A 20,860-nucleotide genomic window follows, 5' to 3' on the forward strand; every position below is an offset into this window, starting at 1 on the left:
CCCTGCTTGGCCAGCAGCAGCCCCAGGGAGCGGAGGACGTCGGTGTGGCCTGCGTCGATGGCGCGTTGGAGGTGTTCGATCGCTTCGTCGGTGTGGCCTTGCCTGGCCAGCAGCAGCCCTAGGGAGCCGAGGGCGTCGGTGTGGCCTGCGTCGATGGCGCGGCGGTAGAGCTGTTCTGCTTCGTCGGTGTGGCCCTGCTTGGCCAGCAGCAGCCCCAGGGAGCGGAGGACGTCGGTGTGGCCTGCGTCGATGGCGCGTTGGAGGTGTTCGATCGCTTCGTCGGTGTGGTCCTGCTGTGCCAGCAGCAGCCCTAAGAAGCCGAGGGCGTCGGTGTGGCCTGCGTCGATGGCGCGGCGGTAGAGCTGTTCTGCTTCGTCGGTGTGGCCCTGCTGGTCCAGCAGCACCCCCAGGGGGGTTAGGGCGTCGGTGGTGGCGGTGGCTGCCCGTTCCCAGGCCGTCTGCGCGACATCGGGCAGGGCTTCGCGATAGGCAGCGAAGCCGATGGGCAGAGCGTCGGCGGGGTCAACCACGTGCAGCAATGCAGGCCACAACGCGTCGTTGACTTTCTCGGGCAGGAGGGACTGACCTGCCTGTGCGCGGTCGAGGAGGTAGTCCGACGCCAGGTCTGTGTTTGAGGAACGGGGTTGTAGGCAGGAACTGGCTCCCAGCACTGGCTGATGTGCCCAGTGCAGCGCCTCGGTGATCGAGGGTCGATCGTCACGGTGCCGCCACGCCGGGGGCAGGTAGTGATGGTGCAGCTCATTCAGCAGGGATGTGGGCACCGGTTTGTGGTATCCGGCGCGGCGACAGTCGACCGCAGCGCTGATCAAGGCTTGTCCCACCAGGAACAGTGGACCATCGCCAATCAACCAGCGGTCCATCATCGCCGTGCCCGCCGCCAGGTACTCGGCGAACCCCTCCTGCGCATCTAGCGCGCGCCGTACCCGACCGTCACGTCCGCCCATCTGCTCGGCGCGCTTCCGTTCGGTTAAGGAGAGGGCTCCGGCCACAGGGATACGCCGACGTCCCTGGATGTAGGCGATCAGGTCGACCGTCGCCCGTTCGATTGTCTTCCCCTCTTCGCTGCCTGCCGTTCCGGCAGTGGTGTAGCGGACAAGCTCCTCGTCGCGCATGGTTGCCACCACGACTGTGCGCCCAGTCCCACCGGACGGACACATTCGTTGCAGCAGCGCTACATCCAGGCCGGCCGTGCCGAGGTAGAGCTCCAGATCGTCTAACCACACCACCGCGCCGTCCGGCACCAGGCCCGCCGAGGCCAGTTCTCGGAGTGCCTGGCCGTCCCGGGGAACCAGTAGCGGATCGTGTGGACGAAGCCGTCGCAGTGCCTCGACCGCAGCCCGTGACTTGCCCACTGCGGCCCGCCCGTGCAGCAGCACCATGCCGCCTTCCGCGATGGCCCATTCCAAGTCTTGGTCCAGGTCCCGCTCCACATACGGGGGGAGGTCCGAGCCGTCGTCGCTGTGGGTGTCGATGGCCGGCTTGACCCGCAGCTGCAACAATCCGACCTGCTCCACCTCGGGCAGGCGCCCGTCCACCAGATGCAACGCCCGCCCCACCAAAGGGTTGGCCGTGTCGAGTACCACCGCCTGACCTAGCGCGTTCGCGCCGCGGTCACCGGACTCCTCCGATGGCAGGCCGAGTTGCCGCCGGATAATCGGGGTCAGCGCCAGTACCAGCGCCACCAGGGTGGCGGGCCAGCTCAGGCCCTCCATCACATTGCGCACGGTGCCGTCACTGGCCACGAGCCAATCCAGCAGGCTCCACCGCGCCGCAAACGCACCCACGGCCACCAGCGCCACCACCGCAAGGGCTATCCGCCACCACCGGCGTCTCACAGCACCTCCCTCAACCCGATCCGCGCCAACCGGCCACGAACACGGGTACAGGAACTGTCGCAGAAGCGACCCGGGCCGCTACACACCACCTCAGCGCAGCCGAGCGCGACCGCCACGAAGCCCCCGGGCCATGCACTACTACCCCTTCAACCTCCTCAAGATCAGAAAACAACGCCCTAACCCGCAAGCGCCCATGCAGTCACCTCAGCCGGTTGGGTTCAGGCGCTTCGCCGGGCGGTCAGCCGGGCACAGGCACGCGACAAGGTGAAGCGCAACGTCGTGCTTCTCTGCGAGTGCCCCGACGGGTCAGGCCGGCAGGCCGTCCAAGTCGCTGACGTTCGAGCAGGCCGAGGCGGTTCTCCGTCAGGCGGAAGCTGACGATTCGACCATCGGGGCCTACATCGTGGTGTCGCTTGTGGGCGGGCCACGGACCGAGGAGGTGCGACCGCTGACGTGGTCGCACGTGGATCTGAAAGGGCAGCCGAACGCAAGGCCGCCCGTGCCGCCGCACATCGCCGTGTGGCGGTCCTTACGGGCTGGGGGTGACACGAAGACCAAGAATGCTCTCGGACAGAGGCATGACCAGCGAGCAGATATCACGGCTGGTCGGACACAGTGCCACCACCGAGACGGAGGAGGTGTACCGCCACCAGATCCGGCCCGTCTTTCAGGACGGGCGACCGTCATGGATCAGATCTTCCCAGCGGTCCTGGGACCGTAGTCACGCAGTTAGTCGCCCAGAGACGGGTCAGGGCCGGTATGTCTTGCGACATACCGGCCCTGAGCTGGTCGGGGTGACAGGATTTGAACCTGCGACCTCTTCGTCCCGAACGAAGCGCGCTACCAAACTGCGCCACACCCCGGTCCCGCCCTGCTCCCCTCGGGGAACCGAACGAGGAGAACTCTACCTGACGTTCCCGCCCACTCCGAACCGGGTATCCCTTTCCACCGCGGACCCCGTCTGACCTGCGTCGACGGGACGCGGCACCAGGGTGAGCAGGCTCGCCTCCGGCGGGCAGGCGAAGCGGACCGGCGCGTACGGGGACGTGCCCAGGCCGGCGGAGACGTTGAGCCACATGTGCGCGCCCCAGCGGGAGACGCCGCGGGCGCGGGAGCGGTCCAGGTCGCAGTTCGTCACGATCGCGCCGTAGCCCGGCAGGCGGAGCTGGCCGCCGTGGGTGTGGCCCGCCAGCACCAGGTCGTAGCCGTCGGCCGCGAACGGGTCCAGGACGCGCGGCTCCGGCGAGTGGGTGACGCCCAGGCGCAGCGCCGCGTCCGGGACCGGGCCCGCGATGTCGGCGTAGCGGTCGCGCTTGAGGTGCGGGTCGTCCAGGCCCGCCGCGAAGACCGCCTGGCCCGCCACCTCGAACGTCCGGCGCTCGTGGGTCAGGTCCAGCCAGCCCCGCTCGACCATCGCGGCCCGCAGGTCGCGCCACGGCAGCGGGATGCCGTGGATGCGCTTGGTCTTCGCCGACGGCAGCAGGTAGCGGGCCGGGTTCTTCGGGCGCGGCGCGTAGTAGTCGTTGCTGCCGAACACGAAGACGCCCGGGCGGTCGAGCAGCGGGCCGAGGGCGCGGATCACCGCGGGGACGGCCTGCTTGTGCGCCAGGTTGTCGCCGGTGTTCACGACGAGGTCGGGTTCCAGCTCGTCCAGCGCGGCGACCCAGCGCTGCTTGGACTTCTGGCCTGGCAGCATGTGCAGGTCCGAGATGTGCAGGACGCGCAGCGGCGCGGAGCCGGGGGCGAGGACCGGCACGGTCGCCTGGCGCAGGGTCCAGTGCCGGCGTTCGATGCCCGCCGCGTAGGCGAGCGTGGCCGTGCCGAGGGCGGTCGTGGCGAGCAGCGTGCGGCCGAGCGTGTTCACGTCTTCGAGGGTAGGGGGTTGACCGGTTCGGGGTGCGCACCGGTGCCCGGTAACGTTTGCCCACATGGCGGAGCTGAAGGCGCGGTTGCAGGCGGATCTGACGGCGGCGATCAAGAACCGGGAGACGGTCCGGGCGGGTGCGCTGCGGATGACGCTGGCCGCGATCACCACCGAGGAGGTCTCCGGCAAGGCCGCGCGCGAGCTGACCGACGACGAGGTGCTCAAGGTCATCACCCGCGAGGTCAAGAAGCGGCGCGAGGCGGCCGAGGCGTTCGCCGGCGCCGGGCGCGCCGAGCAGGCCGAGCTGGAGCGGTCCGAGTCGGCGGTGCTGGAGGACTACCTGCCGGCCCAGCTGTCCGACGACGAGCTGGCCGCGATCGTGGCCGAGGCCGTCGCGGAGGTCGAGGCGCAGGTCGGCGCGGCCCCGGGCCTCAAGCAGATGGGCCAGGTCATCAAGGCCGCCAACGCGAAGGTCGCGGGACGTGCGGAGGGCGGCCGGGTCGCGGCGGCGGTCAAGGCGAAGCTGGCCTGACGGTCCCTTGCGGACCGGCGGAACACGAGCCGCCCGGCCCACTAGACCGGCGGACCACGAGCCGTCCGGCCCACGAGACCTGCGGAACGCGAGCCGCCCGCCACGGGGAGTGGCGGGCGGCTCGTCCGCTATCGGCCCGGCGGGTCGGTCGGCAGGGTGATCTGCGGCGGGTCGGTCGGTCTGCCGTTGCCCGGTGGTTGCGGATCGCCCGGCGCCGGCGGGTTCTCGGTGTTGGTCTCGGTCGGAGCGGGCGGCGGCACGTACCCCGTCGACACGAGCAGCGTGACCACCGTGCCGCGCAACGCCGAACCGCGCGGCGTCTGGCCGACGACCGTCCCCTTGGGCTGCCCGGAGTTCCGGTTGGACACCGTCACCTTGTAGCCGGCCTCCTCCAGGATCCGGGTGGCGTCGTTGACGTTGCGGCCGACCACCTCCGGGATCTGGATCTCCTTGCCGCCCTTGCGGTAGCGCTCCTCCACCGGGGGCAGGTCGCGGCGCGGCAGTCCTTCGTGGACCTTCGTCATGGTCTCGAACCACGTGCGCGCCGGGACCGTGCCGCCGTAGATGTCGCCCTCGCCGCACAGCCTCGGCGGGCCGCCGTTCACGCAGATGCCGCGCGGGCTGGTGCCGTCGTTGAACGTCTGCACGGCGCCCGCGAAATCCGGGGTCGCGCCGATGAACGCCGCCGACTTGTAGTCCTCGGTGGTGCCGGTCTTGCCGATCACCGGCCGGTCCCACTTGACGCCCTTGGCCGCCGCCGCAGCGGTGCCCTGGCCCTGGTCGTCCTTGCTCATGCCGACCGCCAGGCCGTTCGCCAGGCCCTCGGCCACGACCTGCTCGCACGGCGCCTCGTTCACCGGCACCGGCTTGCCGTTGCGGTCGGTCACCTTCCCGACCGGCGACGGCGGGCACCACATGCCGCCGCTGATGATCGTCGCCGCCACGTTCGCCAGCTCCAGGGTGGACACCGGCGCGGGCGACAGGGTGAACGACGCGTTGCCGCCGTTGGCCTTGTAGAACTCGGTCTGCGACACGCGCAGGCCCTGCTCCTTGGCCTTCGGGTTGGGTCGCTCGCCGGCCAGGTTGGTCGCCATCGTCTCGCGCATGCCCAGCCGGGACGCCATGTCCACCACCGGGTCCATGCCGAGCTGCTCCTCCAGGATCACGAACCCGGTGTTCGGCGAGGTCTGCAACGCGGTCTGCAGGTTCATCTGCGGCGGGTAGTTCGACGTCGCGTTGCCCAGGCAGTACCAGCGGGTGCCCGGCTCACCGGTCGGCGGGCACTTGTCGCCGCCGCCCTTGAACACCCGCGACACGTGCGAGTTCGGCGTGGACATCATGTTCTCGATGCCCATGCCCTTCTCCAGGGCCGCCGCCGCGGTGAACACCTTGTAAACAGAGCCCGCGCCGAACTTGTTCTCCACCCCGGACGGCAGGTCGTAGGTGGTCTGGAACTGGTCCGCCTTCAGGCCGTAGTCGCGGTTCGCGACCAGCGCCAGCACCTCGTGCCGCTCGCGGCCCGGCCGCACGACGGCCATCGTGTTCGCGATGCCCTCGGTGTCCTTCGCGACCTGCGCCTCCGCCGCCGCCTTGGCGTGCGAGGTGATCGTGCGGTCCAGGGTGGTCTGGATGGTGTAGCCGCCGGTCTTGAGCTGCTCCAGGCTGAACCCGTTGCGCTGCAGGTAGGTCACCACGTACGAGCAGAAGAACCCGTTCTCCGGGCCGGCGCCGACGCACCCGTTGGGCGGGGTGCGGACCGGCGTCGCGAGGCCCAGCGGCTCCTTCTTCGCGGCCTCGGCGGCGTCCTTGGACAGCTTGTCGTTCTCGACCATCTTGTCGATGACCTGGTTGCGCCGCTCCAGCGCCTTCTCCGGGAACGCCTCCGGGTTCAGCGCGGACGGGCTGTTGACCATGCCCGCGAGCACCGCCGCCTGCGGGACGGTCAGCGCGTCGGGCGTGGTGTTGAAGTACGCCTGGGCCGCCGCGGAGATGCCGTAGATCGTTGAACCGAACGGTACGACGTTGAGGTAGCGGGCGAGGATTTCCTCCTTGCCCAGTTTGCGTTCCAGTTGCAGGGAAATGCGCGCTTCCCGGGCTTTGCGCGCAATCGTCTGCTCCTGCGCCTTCTGCGCCTCGACTTGGTTGTTCCGGGCGACCACGTGCACCAGGTAGTTCTTCACGTACTGCTGGGTGAGCGTGGAGGCACCCTGCGTGACCGCGCCGCTGACCTGGTTGGTCAAGCCCGCGCGAATCGTGCCCCGCCAGTCCACGCCCTGGTGCTCGTAGAACCGCCGGTCCTCGACCGAGACCAGCGCCGCCTTCATCGTGGGCGAGATCTTCTCGGGCGGGACGAGCACGCGGTACTGGTCGTAGAGGTACGCGATGGGCGCGCCGTCCTTGTCCGTGATCGTCGTGATCAGCGGCGGGTCGGTGGTGACCAGGTCGGCGGAGATGCTGTCGACCGTGTCGCTGGCTCTGTTCGACACCAGACCCAGCGAGCCCACGACGGGGAACATCATGCCCGCGAGGAGCACCCCCGCGAGCAGACACAGGCCGAGCAGTTTGAGCACGCCGTTCCTGGCCCTCATGCAGGTCAGGTTACCCAGGACACATCCAGGTGAGACGGGTCGCGGGCCATTCATCACCCTGGATGAGTACGAGTACTCAAGACAGGTAACAGGTGGGCAACCCAGGGTTGGAGGTGGAACCGGAAGGCTCTACAGTCCGTCACTGTCCAAGACAGCAGCCGATGGCACGACCACTCGATGGTGAGCCTACGGCATCCGCGGCAGGGGTGTGGCGGATTTCTGAAGAGTCTGGGCACTGTGTGAACTGAGGTGGGGGTTATGCAACAGGGGGATTGGCGGATCAAGGCTTCGTGCCGTGATGAAGAGCCGGACCAGCTCTTCGTCCGGGGTGCGGAGCAGCGCAAGGCCAAGGTGGTGTGCCTGGGGTGCCCGGTGCGCACCGAGTGCCTTGCCGAAGCCCTGGACAACCGGATCGAGTTCGGCGTCTGGGGCGGCATGACGGAACGGGAGCGTCGCGCGCTCTTGCGCCGGCGGCCCGACGTCACGTCGTGGCACGAACTCCTGGACACCGCGCGCCAGGAGCACCGGGAAGCGAAGGTCGGGTAGTCACTCGCCCGCGAGCCGCCGGCCGATCTCGTGCAGGCCGTCCAGGTCGTGCACGTCGGTCGGCAGCGCGGGCACCCCGACCAGGGGAACAGCCGGGTGCGCGCGGGTGAACCGCGCCAGCAGTCGCCGCTCCCGATCGGCGACCGCCACGCGGTCCGCGTGCACCCGCAGGACCGCGGCCGCCAGGGGGGCGTCTCCCGAACGCTCCAGCTTCTCCGCCGCGGCCAGCGCGCCCGGTGCGGGCAGGGACGCCAGCACCGGGTGCGTGCGGTTGGCCACCAGGCCGTTGATCGGCATGTCCTCCGCGGACAGGCGTTCCACGAAGTAGCTGGCTTCCCGCAGCGCGTCCGGCTCGGCCGCCGCGACCACCAGGAACCCCGTACCGGGTGAGCGCAGCAGGTCGTAGGTGGCCTGGGCGCGTTGCCGGAAGCCGCCGAACATGCTGTCGAAGGCCTGCACGAACGTGGACGCGTCGTGCAGCAGTTGGCCGCCGACGATGGTCGAGACGGCCTTGGTGAACAGGCCGAACCCGGCCCCGACGATCTTGCGCAGGCCCAGGCCGCCGGCCCGCGCGGGCGCGGACAGCAGCCGGATCAGCTTGCCGTCCAGCACGGTCGAGAGCCGTTGCGGCGCGTCCAGGAAGTCCAGCGCGCTGCGGCTGGGCGGCGTGTCCACGACGATCAGGTCCCACTCGTCGCGGGCCACGAGCTGGCCCAGCTTCTCCATCGCCATGTACTCCTGCGTGCCGGAGAACGACGTGGAGATCGTCTGGTAGAAGGGGTTGGCCAGGATCTGCTCGGCCCGCTCCCGGCCCGCGTGCTGCCACACCATGTCGTCGAACGTGCGGCGCATGTCCAGCATCATCGCGTGCAGTTCACCCTTCGGGGCGAACCCGTCGACCTTGACCTCGCGCGGGTGGTTGTCCAGCTCGCGCAGGCCCAGCGACTGCGCCAGCCGGCGCGCCGGGTCGATGGTGAGCACGACCGTGCGGCGGCCCCGTTCGGCGGCCCGCACGGCCAGCGCCGCGGCGGTGGTGGTCTTGCCGACCCCGCCGGAGCCGCAGCACACCAGGACCCGGGTCGCCGGGTCGTCCAGCAGCGCGTCGACGTCGAGCCGGTTCACCGCACACCCCGCCCGACCAGCACCTCGGCCAGCTCGTACAGCGCGGCCACGTCCACCCCGTCGGTCAGCTCGGGCAGCTCCACCGACGGCAGGTCGGCCTCGGCGAGCAGCTCCTTGGCCTGGTGCTCCATCCGCACCCGCGCCGCGTGCTCGACGGCTTGGTCGACCAGGCCGTGCAGCACGTCCTCGTCCACGTCCAGACCGGCGGCCTCCAGGCCCGCGAGCAGGCGGGACTCGTCCACGCGGCCCTCCGCGGCGGCGGCGATGGACCGGGCGGGCAGCCGGGGCGGCCGGACCCGGTTGACGAACACCGCGCCGGGCCGCAGGTCGGCGGCGTCCAGCTCGGCGACCGCGTCGAGGGTCTCGCGCACCGGCATCTCCTCCAGCAGGGCGACCAGGTGGACGGCCGTGTCCCCGGAGTGCAGCAGCTTCACCACGCCCTCGCTCTGGCCCTTGATCGGACCGACCTTGGCGAGGTCGGCCATGGCCCGGGTGACGTCGAGGAACCGCACGACGCGGCCGGTGGGCGGCGCGTCCAGCACGACGGCGTCGTACTCGTGCCGACCCGTCTTGCCGGCGCGCCGCACGCACTCCTTCACCTTGCCGGTGAGCAGCACGTCCCGCAGGCCGGGCGCGAGGGTGGTGGCGAACTCGATCGCGCCCATCCGGCGCAGCGTCCGCCCCGCGAAGCCCAGGTTGTAGAACATGTCGAGGTATTCGAGCAGCGCCGCCTCGGGGTCCACGGCCAGGGCGCGCACCTCGCCGCCGCCGGGCGCGGACGCGATCCGCTCCTCGGCGTAGGGCAGCGGCGCCCGGTCGAAGAGCTGGGCGATGCCCTGCCGGTTCTCGACCTCGACGAGCAGCACCCGCCGCCCGCCGGTGGCCAGCGCCAGCGCCAGGGCCGCGGCGACGGTCGTCTTGCCGGTGCCGCCCTTGCCCGTGACGACGTGCAGCCGGGCGCGGGTCAGCTCGTCGGTCCAGCCGTTCACCGGATCAGCGTATGCGCGTCCGCCTGAGAACCGCCTGGCACGGTCAGTCCATCAGCGTGATGAAGGCCACCGCCATGGCGGTCGCGGCGACGGTGCCCCAGGCCGCCACCGAGGGCAGCCAGTAGGCGATCAGGACCGCCACGAGCCCGACGACGGCGAGGCCGACGAGACCGGCCCGCCACACGTCGGCGCCCCGGGCGTGCTTGCGGTCCCGCGCCTGCGCCATCGCGACGAGCACGAGCACGAGGCCGCCCACCACGAAGGCGCCCGTCGCCACGATCCGCCAGGTCTCCACTCGATCAAGGTAGCGCCGAATCCCCTGGCCGGGCAGGGTTCACCCAGACGAGGGTCGTCCCGATCTCGTGCCCCTCCTCGAAGTACTTCAGCGAGCTCGCCGCGTCCTTCGTGAGCATCCGGAACTCGCCGGACACCGCCGCCACGTCGGCGTGGTCCTCGAACTCCATGCCCCAGGCCGCGACCCACTGCTCGTCCTCGTCCCCCTGCACCACGGCGAACAACCGCGGCGCGAGCCCGCTCACGTCGAGCCGGCCCCCGTCCACCCCGCTCACACAGCCCCCTTGCCTCTCGCAGCGATCGCAGGACGCGGCGCGCGTCCTGCGAACATGACGGTACCAGTGGTGCGGGGTTTCCAGGGGTAATCGATCGGGTGGTTCGCGGAGGCAGAGCCTGCGCCCGCGGTGGTCGGGCACGGACGCCACCGCGTACCCGCTGCGGGAGGGCGACGTGGTCGGGCGGGACAAGATCGTGACCGGCGCGGGCGGCGGGCCGGACGTGGCGGTGGCGGTCGCCGAGTTGCGGGCGTTGATCGACCGGCTCACCCGGGAGGGCGCGGTCGGGGAGGTCCGCGACCCCGGCGCGGTCGTCGCGGCGGTGCGCGAGCAGCCGGGTCGGCTCGGAGCGCCGGCCGCCGTGGCGGGCGGCGCCCGGGACGCCGTCCTGGCCGTGGTGCGCGGCGGGCCGGCGGAGCTGGTGATCGGTCTCGTTGGCCGGACCTGACGCGCCGGCCCGAGCGGTCCGGCTAGGCTCCCCGGCATGCAGAAGTGGGAGTACGCCACCGTCCCGCTGTTGATCCACGCCACCAAGGCGATCCTGGACCAGTGGGGCGAGGACGGCTGGGAGCTGGTCACCGTGCTGCCCAACCCGTCGGGTGAGCAGCACGTCGCCTACCTGAAGCGGCCCAAGGCATGAGCTGGCGGGCCCGCCTCGCGGAGCTGGGCGTCGAGCTGCCGCCGGTCGCCGCGCCGGTCGCCGCCTACGTGCCGGCCGTGCGGTCCGGGAACCACGTCTACACGTCCGGCCAGTTGCCGTTCGTGTCCGGCTCCCTGGCCGCCACCGGCAAGGTCGGCGGTGACGTCAGCCCGGAGGAGGGCAAGGCGCACGCCCGGACCTGCGCGCTCAACGCGCTCGCCGCGATCGACGACCTGGTCGGCCTGGACAAGGTCGTCCGGGTGGTGAAGCTCACGGGGTACGTCGCCTCCGCCGAGGGGTTCACCGGGCAGCCGGCCGTCGTCAACGGCGCGTCGGAGCTGCTCGGCGAGGTCTTCGGGGACGCGGGCAGGCACGCGCGCGCGGCGGTCGGCGTGGCCGAGCTGCCCCTGGGCGCGCCGGTCGAGGTGGACCTGATCGTCGAAATCGGGGAGTGAGATGTCGGACACGTGCCACGAGCTGTTGCTGCGGCTGGCCGGCCGCCTGCCGGACGACGTGCTGTGGCGGTTCCGCGACTGGGCCGCGTCCGACGCCGTCGTGGTGCTGGCCCGCGCCCTGCCCCGCACGTTGCTGCACGACCGGATCGGGTTGACCGACCACGAGCAGCGCCTGCTCGTGGAGGCCCTCGTGCCGCACGGCGCCGATCTTTCCTCGATCAGTTCTGTCAAGGGACTGGACGAGGAGCCCGAACCCGGTTACACATTCACCCCGGAATCACCCGAACGGGTGTCAATGGGAGATTCCGCGACCGTGGTGCTCGGCGCGACCCTGCGCGGGCGCCCCGGGGTCGGCGAAGTCCGGTCCTCGTGGCGCCGGGGTCCGGACGGGACCAGGAGGCTGATCCTGGTCACCGCCACCTCCGGGCACGCCCGGCTGGCAGGCGAACTCCAGCGGGTGCTGCGGGCGTTGGGCGAGCACGACCCCTGCGTGGAGGTCCTGCCCGCCGGATCGGACCTGCCGCCCTACCACCGGGCGGCTCTGGCGGCTTCGGAGCTGGTGTGCACCGGCGCCGAGGCCGACGGGCACCTGGTGCCCGTGTAGACCCGTCGCAGCCGCGCGGGCCGGAAGGAGAGCAGGCGTGACGAACGACGGAGTGGGGCTTCCCGTCCGTTTACACGACCTCCTGTTGGCGTTGGCCGGACGCGTTGACGACGACGCGCTGACCCAGGCCCGGGAGCTGCTGGCGGTCGCCGAACTCGACCGCGCGGTCGAGCTGGTCGTGGGCTGCCTGCTGGCGGGCCGGATCCCGGTGTCGGTGGACGAGAGACGCGAGATCGGCTGGCTGCTCGGCGAGGTCCGCTCGGACGTCGCGCTGGCGGACCGGCTGTTCGCGGTCGAGCAGGTGCCCGTGCCGCGGCACCGGTTCACCGTCGAGTCGGACCCGGCCGACGGCCTGGCCGAGGTGCTGGGCAAGACCCTGTCGGTGCTGCCGGACGTGCGCTCCGTGCGGGCGACGTGGCGGTCCACCCCGGCGGGCGCGACGCCCGGCCCGCTGCCGCAGCGGGTCCTGCTGGTGGACATCGGCCCGTCCGGGTTCGCGCCCGCGACGGCGTACCGGGTGGACGGCGTGCTGCGCCGGGCGGGGATCCGCGCGGTGGTCGAGGTGCTCACCGTGGGGACGCCGATGGGCGAGTACCACGCGGCGGCGTCGTCGACGGCCCGCGAGGTGTTCTTCCAGTCGGCGCCGGTGCCGCCGCCCGCGGCGGCCGGGACCACGTGGTTCGACGGCGAGGTCCGGGACGGGGCACCGGTGGTCGAGCCGGAACCGGTGCCCGCGGAAGCAGAACCCGGCTCCACGTCGAGGCGCTCCCGGGCGGAGTCGTTCGAGGGCGCGCAGCCGTTCCCGCCGAAGCCGGTGAAGCGACTGCCCGTGCGCGAGGTCGAGGAGCCGGTGGAGGAGGTCCCCGCGACCCCCGCCACGCCGGAACCTCCGGCGGCCCCGGTCGCCCCGGCCGAACCGGTCGCCCCGGTCGCGGAGGAACCCCCTCCGCCGCCGGACCCGCGCCCGGAGCTGCCCAAGCGCGCGTCCCGGGCGGACAAGCGCAACCGCGTCGAGGAACCGCCGGTGTCGCACACCGAGGAGACGACGGAGCTGAACCCGGACGACCTGGCCGCGCTGCAGGCGGCCCTGGCGGACGGCAACGCTCCCGCGTCGGTGCACCTGCCGCCGACCGTGGACGCCAAGCTGAGCGACCGCGAGCGGGCCCTGTTGCAGCAGCTCCACGAGGAGCTGGCGCAGCGGGAGCAGCAGTCGTGGCCGGGTGGCGGGCCGGAGTACGTGAACGGCGTGCCCAAGCCGAACAACGGCAAGTACCCGGGCTGAGAGCTGGACAGGAGCGCCGGGTCGTCCACCGACCCGGCGCTCCCGCGCACCTGGCCCGTGGTCAGACGCCTGCCTTGCGGCGGGCCTCCTCGATGATCCGTTGCAGGTGCAGGCCGCGGTGGACGTCGCAGCGGTGGGTGGTGGTGCCGCTGTCCACCATCGCCACGAAGTCGTCCAACAGGTTCGTGTAGCACTGTTGCGCGCTCGTGCCGCGGTCCGCGAGCTGCCGGTAGCCGTGCTCGCCGAACACGCTCACCTCGACCACCGGCGGGTTCAGCGGCAGGGACATGGTCAAGGTCGCCGTGCTCGTCGCGCCGCCCTCGTGGGCCAGGGCCAGTTGCCACAGGCCCGCCGCCGACCGGTGCGCGCTGATCACCTCGGTGATCGTCCCCAGCGCCGCGTCCAGGATGTCGAACGCGTGCGGCCCGATGTCGTCGATCGGACCGCGTTCGTGCCGCCACGGCGAGCCCGAGAACGGGCCGTCCAGCAGCGCGCCGGTCAGCCACCGGGCCGTGCCGCCGACCCACCCGCCGGTCTGCCGCAGCTGCGCGAGCTGCTCCTCGGTCTCCGGCGCGAACCGCCGGGTCAGCACCACCAGCGACGCCACCCCCGCGTCGGCGACGGCGTCCGCCAACCGGGCCGCGTCGTCCACGGTGGACGCGATGGGTTTCTCCAGGACCAGGTGCTTGCCCAGCCCGGCCGCCTTGGTCGCGATCTCCGCCTGCACCTCCGGCGGCACGGCGAACGCGACGGCGTCCACGGCCGCCAGCAGCTCGTCGGGGTCGGCGGCGACCGACGCGCCGTACGACTCGGCCAGCTCGGCGGCGGCCTCGGGGCGGCGGGCCCAGACCGCGGTCAGGCGGGTTCCGGGGTGGTCGGCCAGGCCGGGCGCGTGCACCAGCTTCGCCCACGGTCCGGCTCCGACGAGTCCTACGCGCAACTGTTCGTCCACGACACCCATACTTTCATCGGCCGCCTACGTAAGTCGAGGCGGGCACGAAGATCCGGCCGTTGTTGCCGAACCGCAGCTCGACGCCGTCCGCCTGCCGCACCACCTCGGGCGAGTGACCCCACCCGGCGGGTACCGCCACGACGTGGCCGTGGTCCTCGGACCTCCCCAGCCACACCTCGTACTCCGGCGCGCCGAGCAGCGTGTCCACCTCCTTGACCCAGACTCCCGGATCACCGGGGTCGGCGCTGATCGTGTCGCGGTCGGGCAGGAACGCCAGCACGGCCAGCACCGCCGTCATGCCGGTGCCGACGACCGCGCCGAGCACGAACAGCAGCACGTTGAGCAGGCAGCCCTTCTTCGCGGTGTCCACAGCGGATCATCCTCGTCGTAGGCTCGGGTCGTGCGCGAACTCCCCGAACAACTGGTCCTGCCGGCGGGCATGGTGCCCGACGTCGTCCCCGAGGTGCCGGTGGCGCCGCGCGACGCCGCGACCGTCGTGCTGGTCCGCGACGCCGACACCGGGTTCGAGGTGTTCCTGCAGCGGCGGGTGCTGGGCATGGCGTTCGCGGGCGGGATGACCGTCTTCCCCGGCGGCGGCGTGGACCCGCGCGACGCCGACGCGTCCGTGGCGTGGACCGGGCCCGAGCCGGAGTGGTGGGCGCAGCGGTTCGCCTGTTCGACGGAACTCGCGCGCGCACTGGTGTGCGCGGCCGTGCGGGAGACCTTCGAGGAGTCCGGCGTGCTGCTCGCCGGTCCGTCGGCCGGCACCGTCGTCGCCGACACGTCCTCCTACGCCGCCGCGCGCGAGGCGCTGGTGGCGCGGGACCTGTCGTTCGCGGAGTTCCTGGCCCGCGAGGGGCTGGTGCTGCGCGCCGACCTGCTGCGGCCGTGGGCGAACTGGGTGACGCCCGCCGAGGAGCCCCGCCGGTACGACACGCGGTTCTTCGTCGCCGTGCTGCCCGGCGGGCAGAAGGCGGACGACGTCACGTCGGAGGCTTCGGACGCGGGCTGGCAGCGGCCCGCCGAGGCGTTGCAGGATTGGCAGGAGGGCCGGCGGCTGCTGCTGCCGCCCACGTGGGTGACGTTGTCGGAGCTGGCCGAGTTCCCGGGGGTGGCGGACGTGCTGGCGGCGCCGCGCGAGGTGGAGAAGATCATCCCGAAGCTGGTGCGGGACGGCGACGCGGTCCGGGTGGTCGTGCCGTGACGCCGCGGTACGGGCAGTTGCGCGAGGTGACGCCCTTCGCGTCGGTCGTGCTCGCGGAGAACCCCGGCGTGATGACGCTGGAGGGCACCAACACGTGGCTGCTGCGCGCGCCGGGCGCGGAGTCGTGCGTGGTGGTCGATCCGGGTCCGCTGGACCGGGCGCACCTGGAGCGCGTGGCGTCGTTCGGGCCGGTGGACGCGGTCCTGCTGACCCACGGGCACCCGGACCACTCGGAGGGCGCGGCGGAGTTCGGCCGGCTGGTCGGCGCGCCGGTGCGGGCGGGCAACCCGGCGCTGGGCACCGAAGGCCTCGCCGGCGGTGACGTGGTGGTCGGCGGCGGCCTGGAGATCCGCGTCGTCGCGACGCCCGGGCACACCGACGACTCGATGAGCCTCCTGGTCGAGGACGCCGTGCTGACCGGCGACACCATCCTCGGGCGCGGCACGACCGTGCTCGACGGCAAGCTGCGCGACTACCTGGAGTCGCTCAAGGTCCTCGCCGACCTGCCGCCCGGGACGGTCGTCCTGCCGGGTCACGGGCCCGAGTTGCCGGACGTGGGCACGGTCGCGCGGGCCTACCTCGCGCACCGGGAGGAGCGGTTGGCGCAGGTGCGCGCGGCGGTCGAGCGGCTCGGCGGCGAACCGACCGCGCGCCAGGTGGTCGAGGTCGTGTACGCGGACGTCGACCGGTCGCTGTGGCCCGCCGCCGAGTGGTCGGTGAACGCGCAGCTGGAGTACCTACGCGACGCCTGACGGGTTGTCGATCACGTACCGCCAGCCGTCGGCCCCCCGGCGGGCGACGTCGGTGGCGGTGCCGGTGACCTCGCCCAGCCGCCAGTCCACGACGAGCAGGGCGATGTCGCCGTTGACCAGGACCTTGCGCGGGCTGACCTCCATCTTCGCGTCGAGCGTGAGGTGCCCTGCGAGGACTTCGGGTTCCGCGCCGGGTTCGTAGAGGGACGACGGGTCGCCCTGGTTGAACAACTCGGCGAACAGGGCGGGCAGTTCGTGCGGTGTCTGTGCGGGCATGGGACCGACGCTAGGGAGGCGTGTCGTGACCAACCAAACGGTGAGTTACGTGGCGGTCGACCGGCCGACGGCGGAGTGTCCGGTCGAGGTCACGTTGCACGCGTTGCGTGGGCGGTGGACGACGTTGGTGGTGCGGGAGCTGCTCGGCGGCGCCCGCACCTACAGCGAGTTGGCGGCGGCGTTGGCCGTGTCGGACAAGGTGTTGGCCGACCGGTTGGCGCAGTTGGCCTCGTGCGGGGTGGTGGAGCGGTCGCGGGTGGCCGGGTGGCCGCCGCGGGTGAGCTATGCCCTGACCCCGCGCGGGCAGGCGCTGCGCGGGGTGCTGGACGCGCTGTGGGAGTGGGGGTCAGTGAACCGTGCGTAGCGGCACGACCAGGTACTTCAGCTCGATGCCGTCGTCGGCCGCGGGCGCGGTGAGGACGGTGGAGCGGAGACCGTCCTGGATGCGCAGCTCGACCCGCCGCCCGCTGAACGCCTTCAACGCGTCGGCCAGGTAGCGGGCCTGGAAGGTCTTGGTCACCCGGTTGCCCTCGGTGGTGGCCTTGACCGACTCCTCGGACTCCCCGGTCTGCGGGTCGCTGCCGCGCACGCGCAGCTCCGAGTCCTCCACGTGCAACGTCACGGACCCGTGCGGGCCGGAGTAGGGGGTCGCCCTCCTCACGGCGCCGGCCAGGGCGTCCGCCTCCACAACCACGGTGCTGTCGATGATGGCCTCCAGCAGTGTGCGGGCTCTCTCGTCGGGGAACGGTGCGGCCAGGAGCGCGGTGCTGACGCTGCCGCCCGGCCAGGACAGGGCGATGCGATCTTCGTCGGCGTGGATGGTCACGACAGTGTGCTGCGGAAGGCGCGACACGTCAGCCATCAGGGCGGCCGGCGCTAGGACGTTCAGGGAACCTTCAGGCGACCACGGGACGGTCGCGTACGCCATCCGGTAACGGTCGGTGGCGATCAGCTCGACCCGGTCACCCGAGCCGGTCATGCGGATGCCGGTGAAGATCGGCAGGACGTCGTCCTTGGAGGTCGCGCTGGCGACCGGGACCAGTGCGGCCTCCAGGACGTCGGACGGGATCTCGCCGGCCTTCGGCGGCAGCCCCGGGACGCCCGGGTGGGTGGCGAGGTCGAGCAGCGGCAGGGCGAAGCGGGCGGTGGTGGTGCGGATCGCCAGCCGCGACCCCTCCACCACCAGCCGGACCTGCGGGTCGTCCAGGCCGCGCAGGGTGTCGGCGAACGGCTTGGCGGGCACCAGCGCCGCGCCGTCGCTGTGGGTGGTGGCGGGCCGGTGCAGCCGCACGGCCCGCTCCCGGTCGCTGCCCGCCAGCTCCACCCCGGCACCGTCGGCGCGCAGCACGAGGCCCGCGAGGACGGGGTCGAGCACCCGGGTGGGCAGCAGGCGGGCCACCTCGGTGGCGGCGGCGGCCAGGTCGGCGGTGGTCGCGGTCAGGTCCATGCCGGGGACGCTATCGACGGGGTACGACAATCCGGGCCCGTCGGCCGGGGACACGAAAGGGTGAACCCACGCGGGTTCAGCGCGACACGAGCTCCAGCTCGTCCTGCCGGGGCAGCGGCGCGCCGGCGGCCACGGTGCGGCGGAACGCCCACACCAGGGCCGCGATCAGCAGACCCGCGCCGGCCGCCGCCACGAAGGCCGTCCCGGTGCCGTGCGACTCGACGAGCTGGCCGCTGGCCGACTGCCCGATCGCCAGCCCCACGGTCACCGCGGTCACGACCCAGCCGAACGCCTCGGTGGCCGTGCCCGCCGGCGCGACCTGCTCGATGGCCGCCGAGTGGGTGGTGGCCTGCGGCGTGATCAGCGTGCCCACGACCAGCAGCGCCGCGCCCAGGCCGAGCAGCGACGTCGGCACCGCCAGCAGCAGCGACAGCAGCGCGAACCCGCCCAGCAGCACCGGCAGCCGCAGGTGCATGGCCCGCGGGAACGGGCGCATCGCGTACACCACGCCGAACAGCACCGAGCTGACCGACCACACGCTCAGCAGCAGACCGCCCAGGCCCACGTGACCCGCGTTCGCCGCGGCGGCCGGCACGGCGACCTCGATGAACCCGATCGTCACACCGAACCCGAGCGCGGCCAGCGCGACCGTCCGCATGCCCGGCGACGCCAGCGCGCCCAGCAGGTTGCGCCGCACCGGCTCCGGCCGCACGCCGCGCACGGTCGGGTTCAAGGCGAACCACAGCGCGCCGACGACCATCGACGCCGCGCCCACGACCACACCGGTGCCCGCCCACGGCGCCGCGACCAGCAGCCCGGACAGACCCGGCCCGAGGATGAAGAAGACCTCCATGCTGATCGCCTCGTAGGCGTACCCGGCGAGCCGCGCCGACCCCGGCGGCAGCATGTGCGCCCACAGCGCCCGCGACGCCGAGCCCACCATCGGCTCGGTGAACCCGACCGCGAACGCCAGCGGCACCAGCACCGCCAGCGCGGCGCCGGCCTCGACGGCCGTCACGGCGAGGGTCACGAACACCGCGAACAGGCTCACCGCGGTCAGCAGCGGCCGGGTCGGGCCGTGGCGGTCCATCAGCCTGCCCTGCACGATCGACCCGACCGCGACACCGACCAGCGAGGCCGCGGACACCAGTCCCGCCGCCGCGAACGAGCCCGTCTCGCGCTGCACGTAGAGCAGCAGCGACAGGCCGACCATGGCGATGGGCAGCCGGGCGAGCAGGGACGCGACCACGGGGCCGCGCATGCCGGGGGTGGTCAGGGCGGTGCGGTAGTCGGAGAGGCGGGCAGAGTGGGACATGTGTACCAGTATGCAGCCTTTGGTACGCCCGTACCAGCTTTTTACCGGTTAGGTCGGTCACCGGGGGTCGGAAGGTTGCGATTGGGTCACAACAATGGGATGACCGGGTGAAACCATGCAACGGAACCGCTGAACAGCGGGTCCTTGAGGGTGAATTCGCTTGAGTTGCGGGGGGACTGCCGTGCGATCGTGGACAAGACGCCAGCTGGCTCGTTTCGATCGAGGTCAGCGGGGGTAACCAGACCTCCTTCCGGTGCCAGAGGGTCGGGGCCTGCGGGTACCGGATGTGTGGAGAGGCGCGGTCTGTCGGGGGATGGGCCGCGCACACGACAAGACCGGTGCGCCGCGTCGGGGGCGGCGCCCGGTCTTGTTGCTGTGTTGGATGGCGCGACTGGCGTCGCGCGGCTCGGGCCGACCGGAAGTCGGCTCATCGCGCCGCCTTCCACCCCGATCGGAAGAGCTGATCGGGGTGGAAGGCGGCGCGACAAGCCGACGCGGCCCTCGCGGGAAGCCGTCTCGGCTAGCTGCCGGCGCGCGCTAGCTGGGAGTGCGCTTACCTCGCCCGTCGCGCCAGGCGCTCGGGGTCCAGGATCAGGACGCTCTTGCCTTCCAGGCGCAGCCAACCGCGGTGCGCGAAGTCGGCCAGGGCCTTGTTCACCGTCTCGCGGCTCGCGCCCACGAACTGCGCGATCTCCTCCTGGGTCAGGTCGTGCGTGACCCGGAGCAGGCCGGCCTCCTGGCTGCCGAACCGCTGCGCCAGCTGGAGCAGGGCCTTCGCCACGCGGCCGGGCACGTCGGTGAAGATCAGGTCCGCCAGCATGGAGTTCGTCCGCCGCAGGCGGCGCGCCAGGGCGCGCAGCAGCTGCTCGGCGATCTCCGGCCGGTTCGTGATCCACTGCCGCAGCGCGGGGCGGTCCATGCTCACCGCGCGCACCTCGGTCACCGTCGTCGCGGTGGACGTGCGGGGGCCCGGGTCGAAGATCGACAGCTCGCCGAACATGTCGGACGGCCCGAAGATCCCCAACAGGTTCTCCCGACCGTCGGGCGACTTGCGGCCGATCTTCACCTTGCCGGACTGGATGATGTAGAGCCGGTCACCCGGCTCGCCTTCCGCGAAGATCACATGGCCACGCGGGAATTCAACGGACTCCAGCGTCTGCGCCAGTGCCTCCGCTGCCGCCGGTTCAACCCCCTGGAAGATGCCCGCGCGGGCCAGGGTCTCGTCCACCTCGTCCCTCCTGTCGACGCGACGGTCGAGTGCGTTCCGCCTTCTGGCGGATCGGCGCCTGCCGTCGATCACTGAGTGCAGTCTAAGGGCTGTGTCGTGGATCGCCTCCCGGCGCGCCGTGCGACCAGACCCGGACAGCCCGATAAGGCCCGACGGGGTGTGCCCCGCGGGCCTCGCCGGTCCTTGCCGGCGCTAGCGGCGGGTGCGCCGCTGACGCAGGTTCCTGGCACGACCGCCCAGCCGGCGCAGCCGGAACAGCTCCAGCGCGCGGCCGATGCCGTGCCCGTAGAGCGCCCTGACCTCGTCGGGGCGCGCCGACTCCAGGAACTCCTCGACCTCGTCCTCCTGGACGGCGACGTGGCGGAGACGAGCTTCCACGCGCTCCATGAAGAGCGCGAAGAACATGATCACGATCGGAACGGCGATGACGAACCAGGCAGTCATGATGGCTCCGATCCTTGCGCATCCCCCCGGGACGCGCGTGCGAGGGGGTCACTACGGCGTGTCGAGTCCGTTGTCGTACGAGGTGGACGTGCGCCCGGCCCCGCCGGTTGCGTCCCTCTTGCGTCTGCCTATCGACTACCCAAGGTTCCGTTTGGCCAATCAGATGGTGCATCCGCGACGCCGACTCCGCCCGTC

At 72.0% G+C, this 20,860-nt stretch carries 24 protein-coding genes and 1 tRNA gene; 10 read left to right on the top strand and 15 right to left on the bottom strand.

The features are described from left to right. The 3 genes from AB0A74_RS06380 to AB0A74_RS06390 all read right to left on the bottom strand — a co-directional run. Window positions 1-1,823, bottom strand: a 1,823-nt coding sequence (locus AB0A74_RS06380; protein ID WP_358247832.1) for a tetratricopeptide repeat protein, incomplete at its 3' end; no start/stop codon positions are given. 819 nt (window positions 1,824-2,642) lie between these two features. Beyond that, window positions 2,643-2,719 (bottom strand) — tRNA-Pro (locus tag AB0A74_RS06385). A gap of 41 nt (window positions 2,720-2,760) precedes the next feature. After that, window positions 2,761-3,720, bottom strand: a complete 960-nt coding sequence (locus AB0A74_RS06390; RefSeq protein ID WP_358247833.1) for a metallophosphoesterase — start codon at window positions 3,718-3,720, stop codon at window positions 2,761-2,763. A gap of 64 nt (window positions 3,721-3,784) precedes the next feature. Between AB0A74_RS06390 and AB0A74_RS06395 the strand changes: the two genes are divergently transcribed. After that, window positions 3,785-4,252 carry a GatB/YqeY domain-containing protein gene (locus AB0A74_RS06395; RefSeq protein ID WP_358247834.1) on the top strand — a complete coding sequence of 156 codons (468 nt, stop codon included), beginning with the start codon at window positions 3,785-3,787 and terminating at the stop codon, window positions 4,250-4,252. 128 nt (window positions 4,253-4,380) lie between these two features. Here AB0A74_RS06395 and AB0A74_RS06400 read toward each other — a convergent pair whose 3' ends face one another. Continuing rightward, complete coding sequence (locus tag AB0A74_RS06400) at window positions 4,381-6,840, bottom strand: penicillin-binding protein (RefSeq protein WP_358247835.1); 2,460 nt, start codon at window positions 6,838-6,840, stop codon at window positions 4,381-4,383. Between the two features lie 258 nt (window positions 6,841-7,098). Here AB0A74_RS06400 and AB0A74_RS06405 point away from each other — a divergent pair, with 258 nt between their 5' ends. Next, window positions 7,099-7,386, top strand: a complete 288-nt coding sequence (locus tag AB0A74_RS06405; RefSeq protein WP_121223621.1) for a WhiB family transcriptional regulator — start codon at window positions 7,099-7,101, stop codon at window positions 7,384-7,386. Here AB0A74_RS06405 and AB0A74_RS06410 read toward each other — a convergent pair whose 3' ends face one another. The 4 genes from AB0A74_RS06410 to AB0A74_RS06425 are packed head-to-tail and all read right to left on the bottom strand — an operon-like array spanning window position 7,387 to window position 10,066. Beyond that, window positions 7,387-8,508 carry an ArsA-related P-loop ATPase gene (locus AB0A74_RS06410; RefSeq protein WP_343935626.1) on the bottom strand — a complete coding sequence of 374 codons (1,122 nt, stop codon included), beginning with the start codon at window positions 8,506-8,508 and terminating at the stop codon, window positions 7,387-7,389. Further along, window positions 8,505-9,497, bottom strand: a complete 993-nt coding sequence (locus AB0A74_RS06415; protein ID WP_358247836.1) for an ArsA-related P-loop ATPase — start codon at window positions 9,495-9,497, stop codon at window positions 8,505-8,507. Before AB0A74_RS06415 ends, AB0A74_RS06410 begins: the two co-directional genes overlap by 4 nt. 43 nt (window positions 9,498-9,540) lie before the next feature. Continuing rightward, a complete protein-coding gene (locus AB0A74_RS06420) occupies window positions 9,541-9,792 on the bottom strand; it encodes a hypothetical protein (protein WP_343935624.1) in 252 nt (83 codons plus the stop codon). Window positions 9,793-9,796: 4 nt separating this feature from the next. Then, entirely contained in the window at window positions 9,797-10,066 is a 270-nt protein-coding gene (locus AB0A74_RS06425) for a hypothetical protein (RefSeq protein WP_343935623.1), read from the bottom strand. Window positions 10,067-10,241: 175 nt separating this feature from the next. Between AB0A74_RS06425 and AB0A74_RS06430 the strand changes: the two genes are divergently transcribed. The 5 genes from AB0A74_RS06430 to AB0A74_RS06450 all read left to right on the top strand — a co-directional run bounded on the left by AB0A74_RS06430 (window position 10,242) and on the right by AB0A74_RS06450 (window position 13,047). After that, window positions 10,242-10,514 (top strand): hypothetical protein, encoded by a 273-nt coding sequence (locus tag AB0A74_RS06430; protein WP_358247837.1) that lies wholly within the window; start codon window positions 10,242-10,244, stop codon window positions 10,512-10,514. Between the two features lie 36 nt (window positions 10,515-10,550). After that, window positions 10,551-10,706 (top strand): DUF4177 domain-containing protein, encoded by a 156-nt coding sequence (locus AB0A74_RS06435; protein WP_121223613.1) that lies wholly within the window; start codon window positions 10,551-10,553, stop codon window positions 10,704-10,706. Then, window positions 10,703-11,161 (top strand): RidA family protein, encoded by a 459-nt coding sequence (locus AB0A74_RS06440; RefSeq protein WP_358247838.1) that lies wholly within the window; start codon window positions 10,703-10,705, stop codon window positions 11,159-11,161. The genes AB0A74_RS06435 and AB0A74_RS06440 overlap by 4 nt, the downstream gene beginning before the upstream one ends. Before the next feature lies 1 nt (window position 11,162). Then, window positions 11,163-11,765 carry a hypothetical protein gene (locus tag AB0A74_RS06445; RefSeq protein ID WP_358247839.1) on the top strand — a complete coding sequence of 201 codons (603 nt, stop codon included), beginning with the start codon at window positions 11,163-11,165 and terminating at the stop codon, window positions 11,763-11,765. 91 nt (window positions 11,766-11,856) lie between these two features. Further along, complete coding sequence (locus tag AB0A74_RS06450) at window positions 11,857-13,047, top strand: hypothetical protein (protein ID WP_358247840.1); 1,191 nt, start codon at window positions 11,857-11,859, stop codon at window positions 13,045-13,047. Between the two features lie 61 nt (window positions 13,048-13,108). Here AB0A74_RS06450 and AB0A74_RS06455 read toward each other — a convergent pair whose 3' ends face one another. Both AB0A74_RS06455 and AB0A74_RS06460 read right to left on the bottom strand, forming a co-directional pair. After that, window positions 13,109-14,008, bottom strand: a complete 900-nt coding sequence (locus AB0A74_RS06455) for a Gfo/Idh/MocA family oxidoreductase (protein ID WP_358247841.1) — start codon at window positions 14,006-14,008, stop codon at window positions 13,109-13,111. A 4-nt stretch (window positions 14,009-14,012) separates the two neighbouring features. Then, window positions 14,013-14,369, bottom strand: a complete 357-nt coding sequence (locus tag AB0A74_RS06460; RefSeq protein ID WP_358247842.1) for a hypothetical protein — start codon at window positions 14,367-14,369, stop codon at window positions 14,013-14,015. 69 nt (window positions 14,370-14,438) lie between these two features. Here AB0A74_RS06460 and AB0A74_RS06465 point away from each other — a divergent pair, with 69 nt between their 5' ends. Then, on the top strand, window positions 14,439-15,203 hold the full coding sequence (locus AB0A74_RS06465) for an NUDIX hydrolase (protein WP_358247866.1): 765 nt from the start codon (window positions 14,439-14,441) through the stop codon (window positions 15,201-15,203). Beyond that, the gene (locus AB0A74_RS06470; protein ID WP_358247843.1) at window positions 15,200-15,955 is read left to right on the top strand and encodes an MBL fold metallo-hydrolase; all 756 of its coding nucleotides are present in this window, start codon (window positions 15,200-15,202) and stop codon (window positions 15,953-15,955) included. Before AB0A74_RS06465 ends, AB0A74_RS06470 begins: the two co-directional genes overlap by 4 nt. On the opposite strand, the gene AB0A74_RS06475 is transcribed toward AB0A74_RS06470, so the two are convergent. Further along, window positions 15,941-16,231: a hypothetical protein gene (locus tag AB0A74_RS06475; protein ID WP_358247844.1), complete on the bottom strand. Its 291-nt coding sequence runs from the start codon at window positions 16,229-16,231 to the stop codon at window positions 15,941-15,943. The genes AB0A74_RS06470 and AB0A74_RS06475 overlap by 15 nt on opposite strands. A gap of 25 nt (window positions 16,232-16,256) precedes the next feature. Between AB0A74_RS06475 and AB0A74_RS06480 the strand changes: the two genes are divergently transcribed. Continuing rightward, window positions 16,257-16,595, top strand: a complete 339-nt coding sequence (locus tag AB0A74_RS06480; RefSeq protein WP_358247845.1) for a helix-turn-helix domain-containing protein — start codon at window positions 16,257-16,259, stop codon at window positions 16,593-16,595. Here the strand turns inward: AB0A74_RS06480 and dnaN are convergent. The 4 genes from dnaN to AB0A74_RS06500 form a co-directional block, all read right to left on the bottom strand. Continuing rightward, window positions 16,578-17,678, bottom strand: coding sequence for a DNA polymerase III subunit beta (dnaN, locus tag AB0A74_RS06485; protein WP_358247846.1), 1,101 nt, complete (start codon window positions 17,676-17,678; stop codon window positions 16,578-16,580). The genes AB0A74_RS06480 and dnaN overlap by 18 nt on opposite strands. Window positions 17,679-17,754: 76 nt before the next feature. Next, window positions 17,755-18,993: an MFS transporter gene (locus tag AB0A74_RS06490; RefSeq protein WP_358247847.1), complete on the bottom strand. Its 1,239-nt coding sequence runs from the start codon at window positions 18,991-18,993 to the stop codon at window positions 17,755-17,757. Between the two features lie 553 nt (window positions 18,994-19,546). Beyond that, window positions 19,547-20,221, bottom strand: coding sequence for a Crp/Fnr family transcriptional regulator (locus tag AB0A74_RS06495; RefSeq protein ID WP_015097742.1), 675 nt, complete (start codon window positions 20,219-20,221; stop codon window positions 19,547-19,549). A 192-nt stretch (window positions 20,222-20,413) separates the two neighbouring features. After that, window positions 20,414-20,665 (bottom strand): hypothetical protein, encoded by a 252-nt coding sequence (locus AB0A74_RS06500; protein WP_015097743.1) that lies wholly within the window; start codon window positions 20,663-20,665, stop codon window positions 20,414-20,416. Window positions 20,666-20,860: the final 195 nt, after the last annotated feature.

Source organism: Saccharothrix sp. NPDC042600, from assembly GCF_040647305.1.
GTDB classification, from domain to species: domain Bacteria; phylum Actinomycetota; class Actinomycetes; order Mycobacteriales; family Pseudonocardiaceae; genus Actinosynnema; species Actinosynnema mutabilis.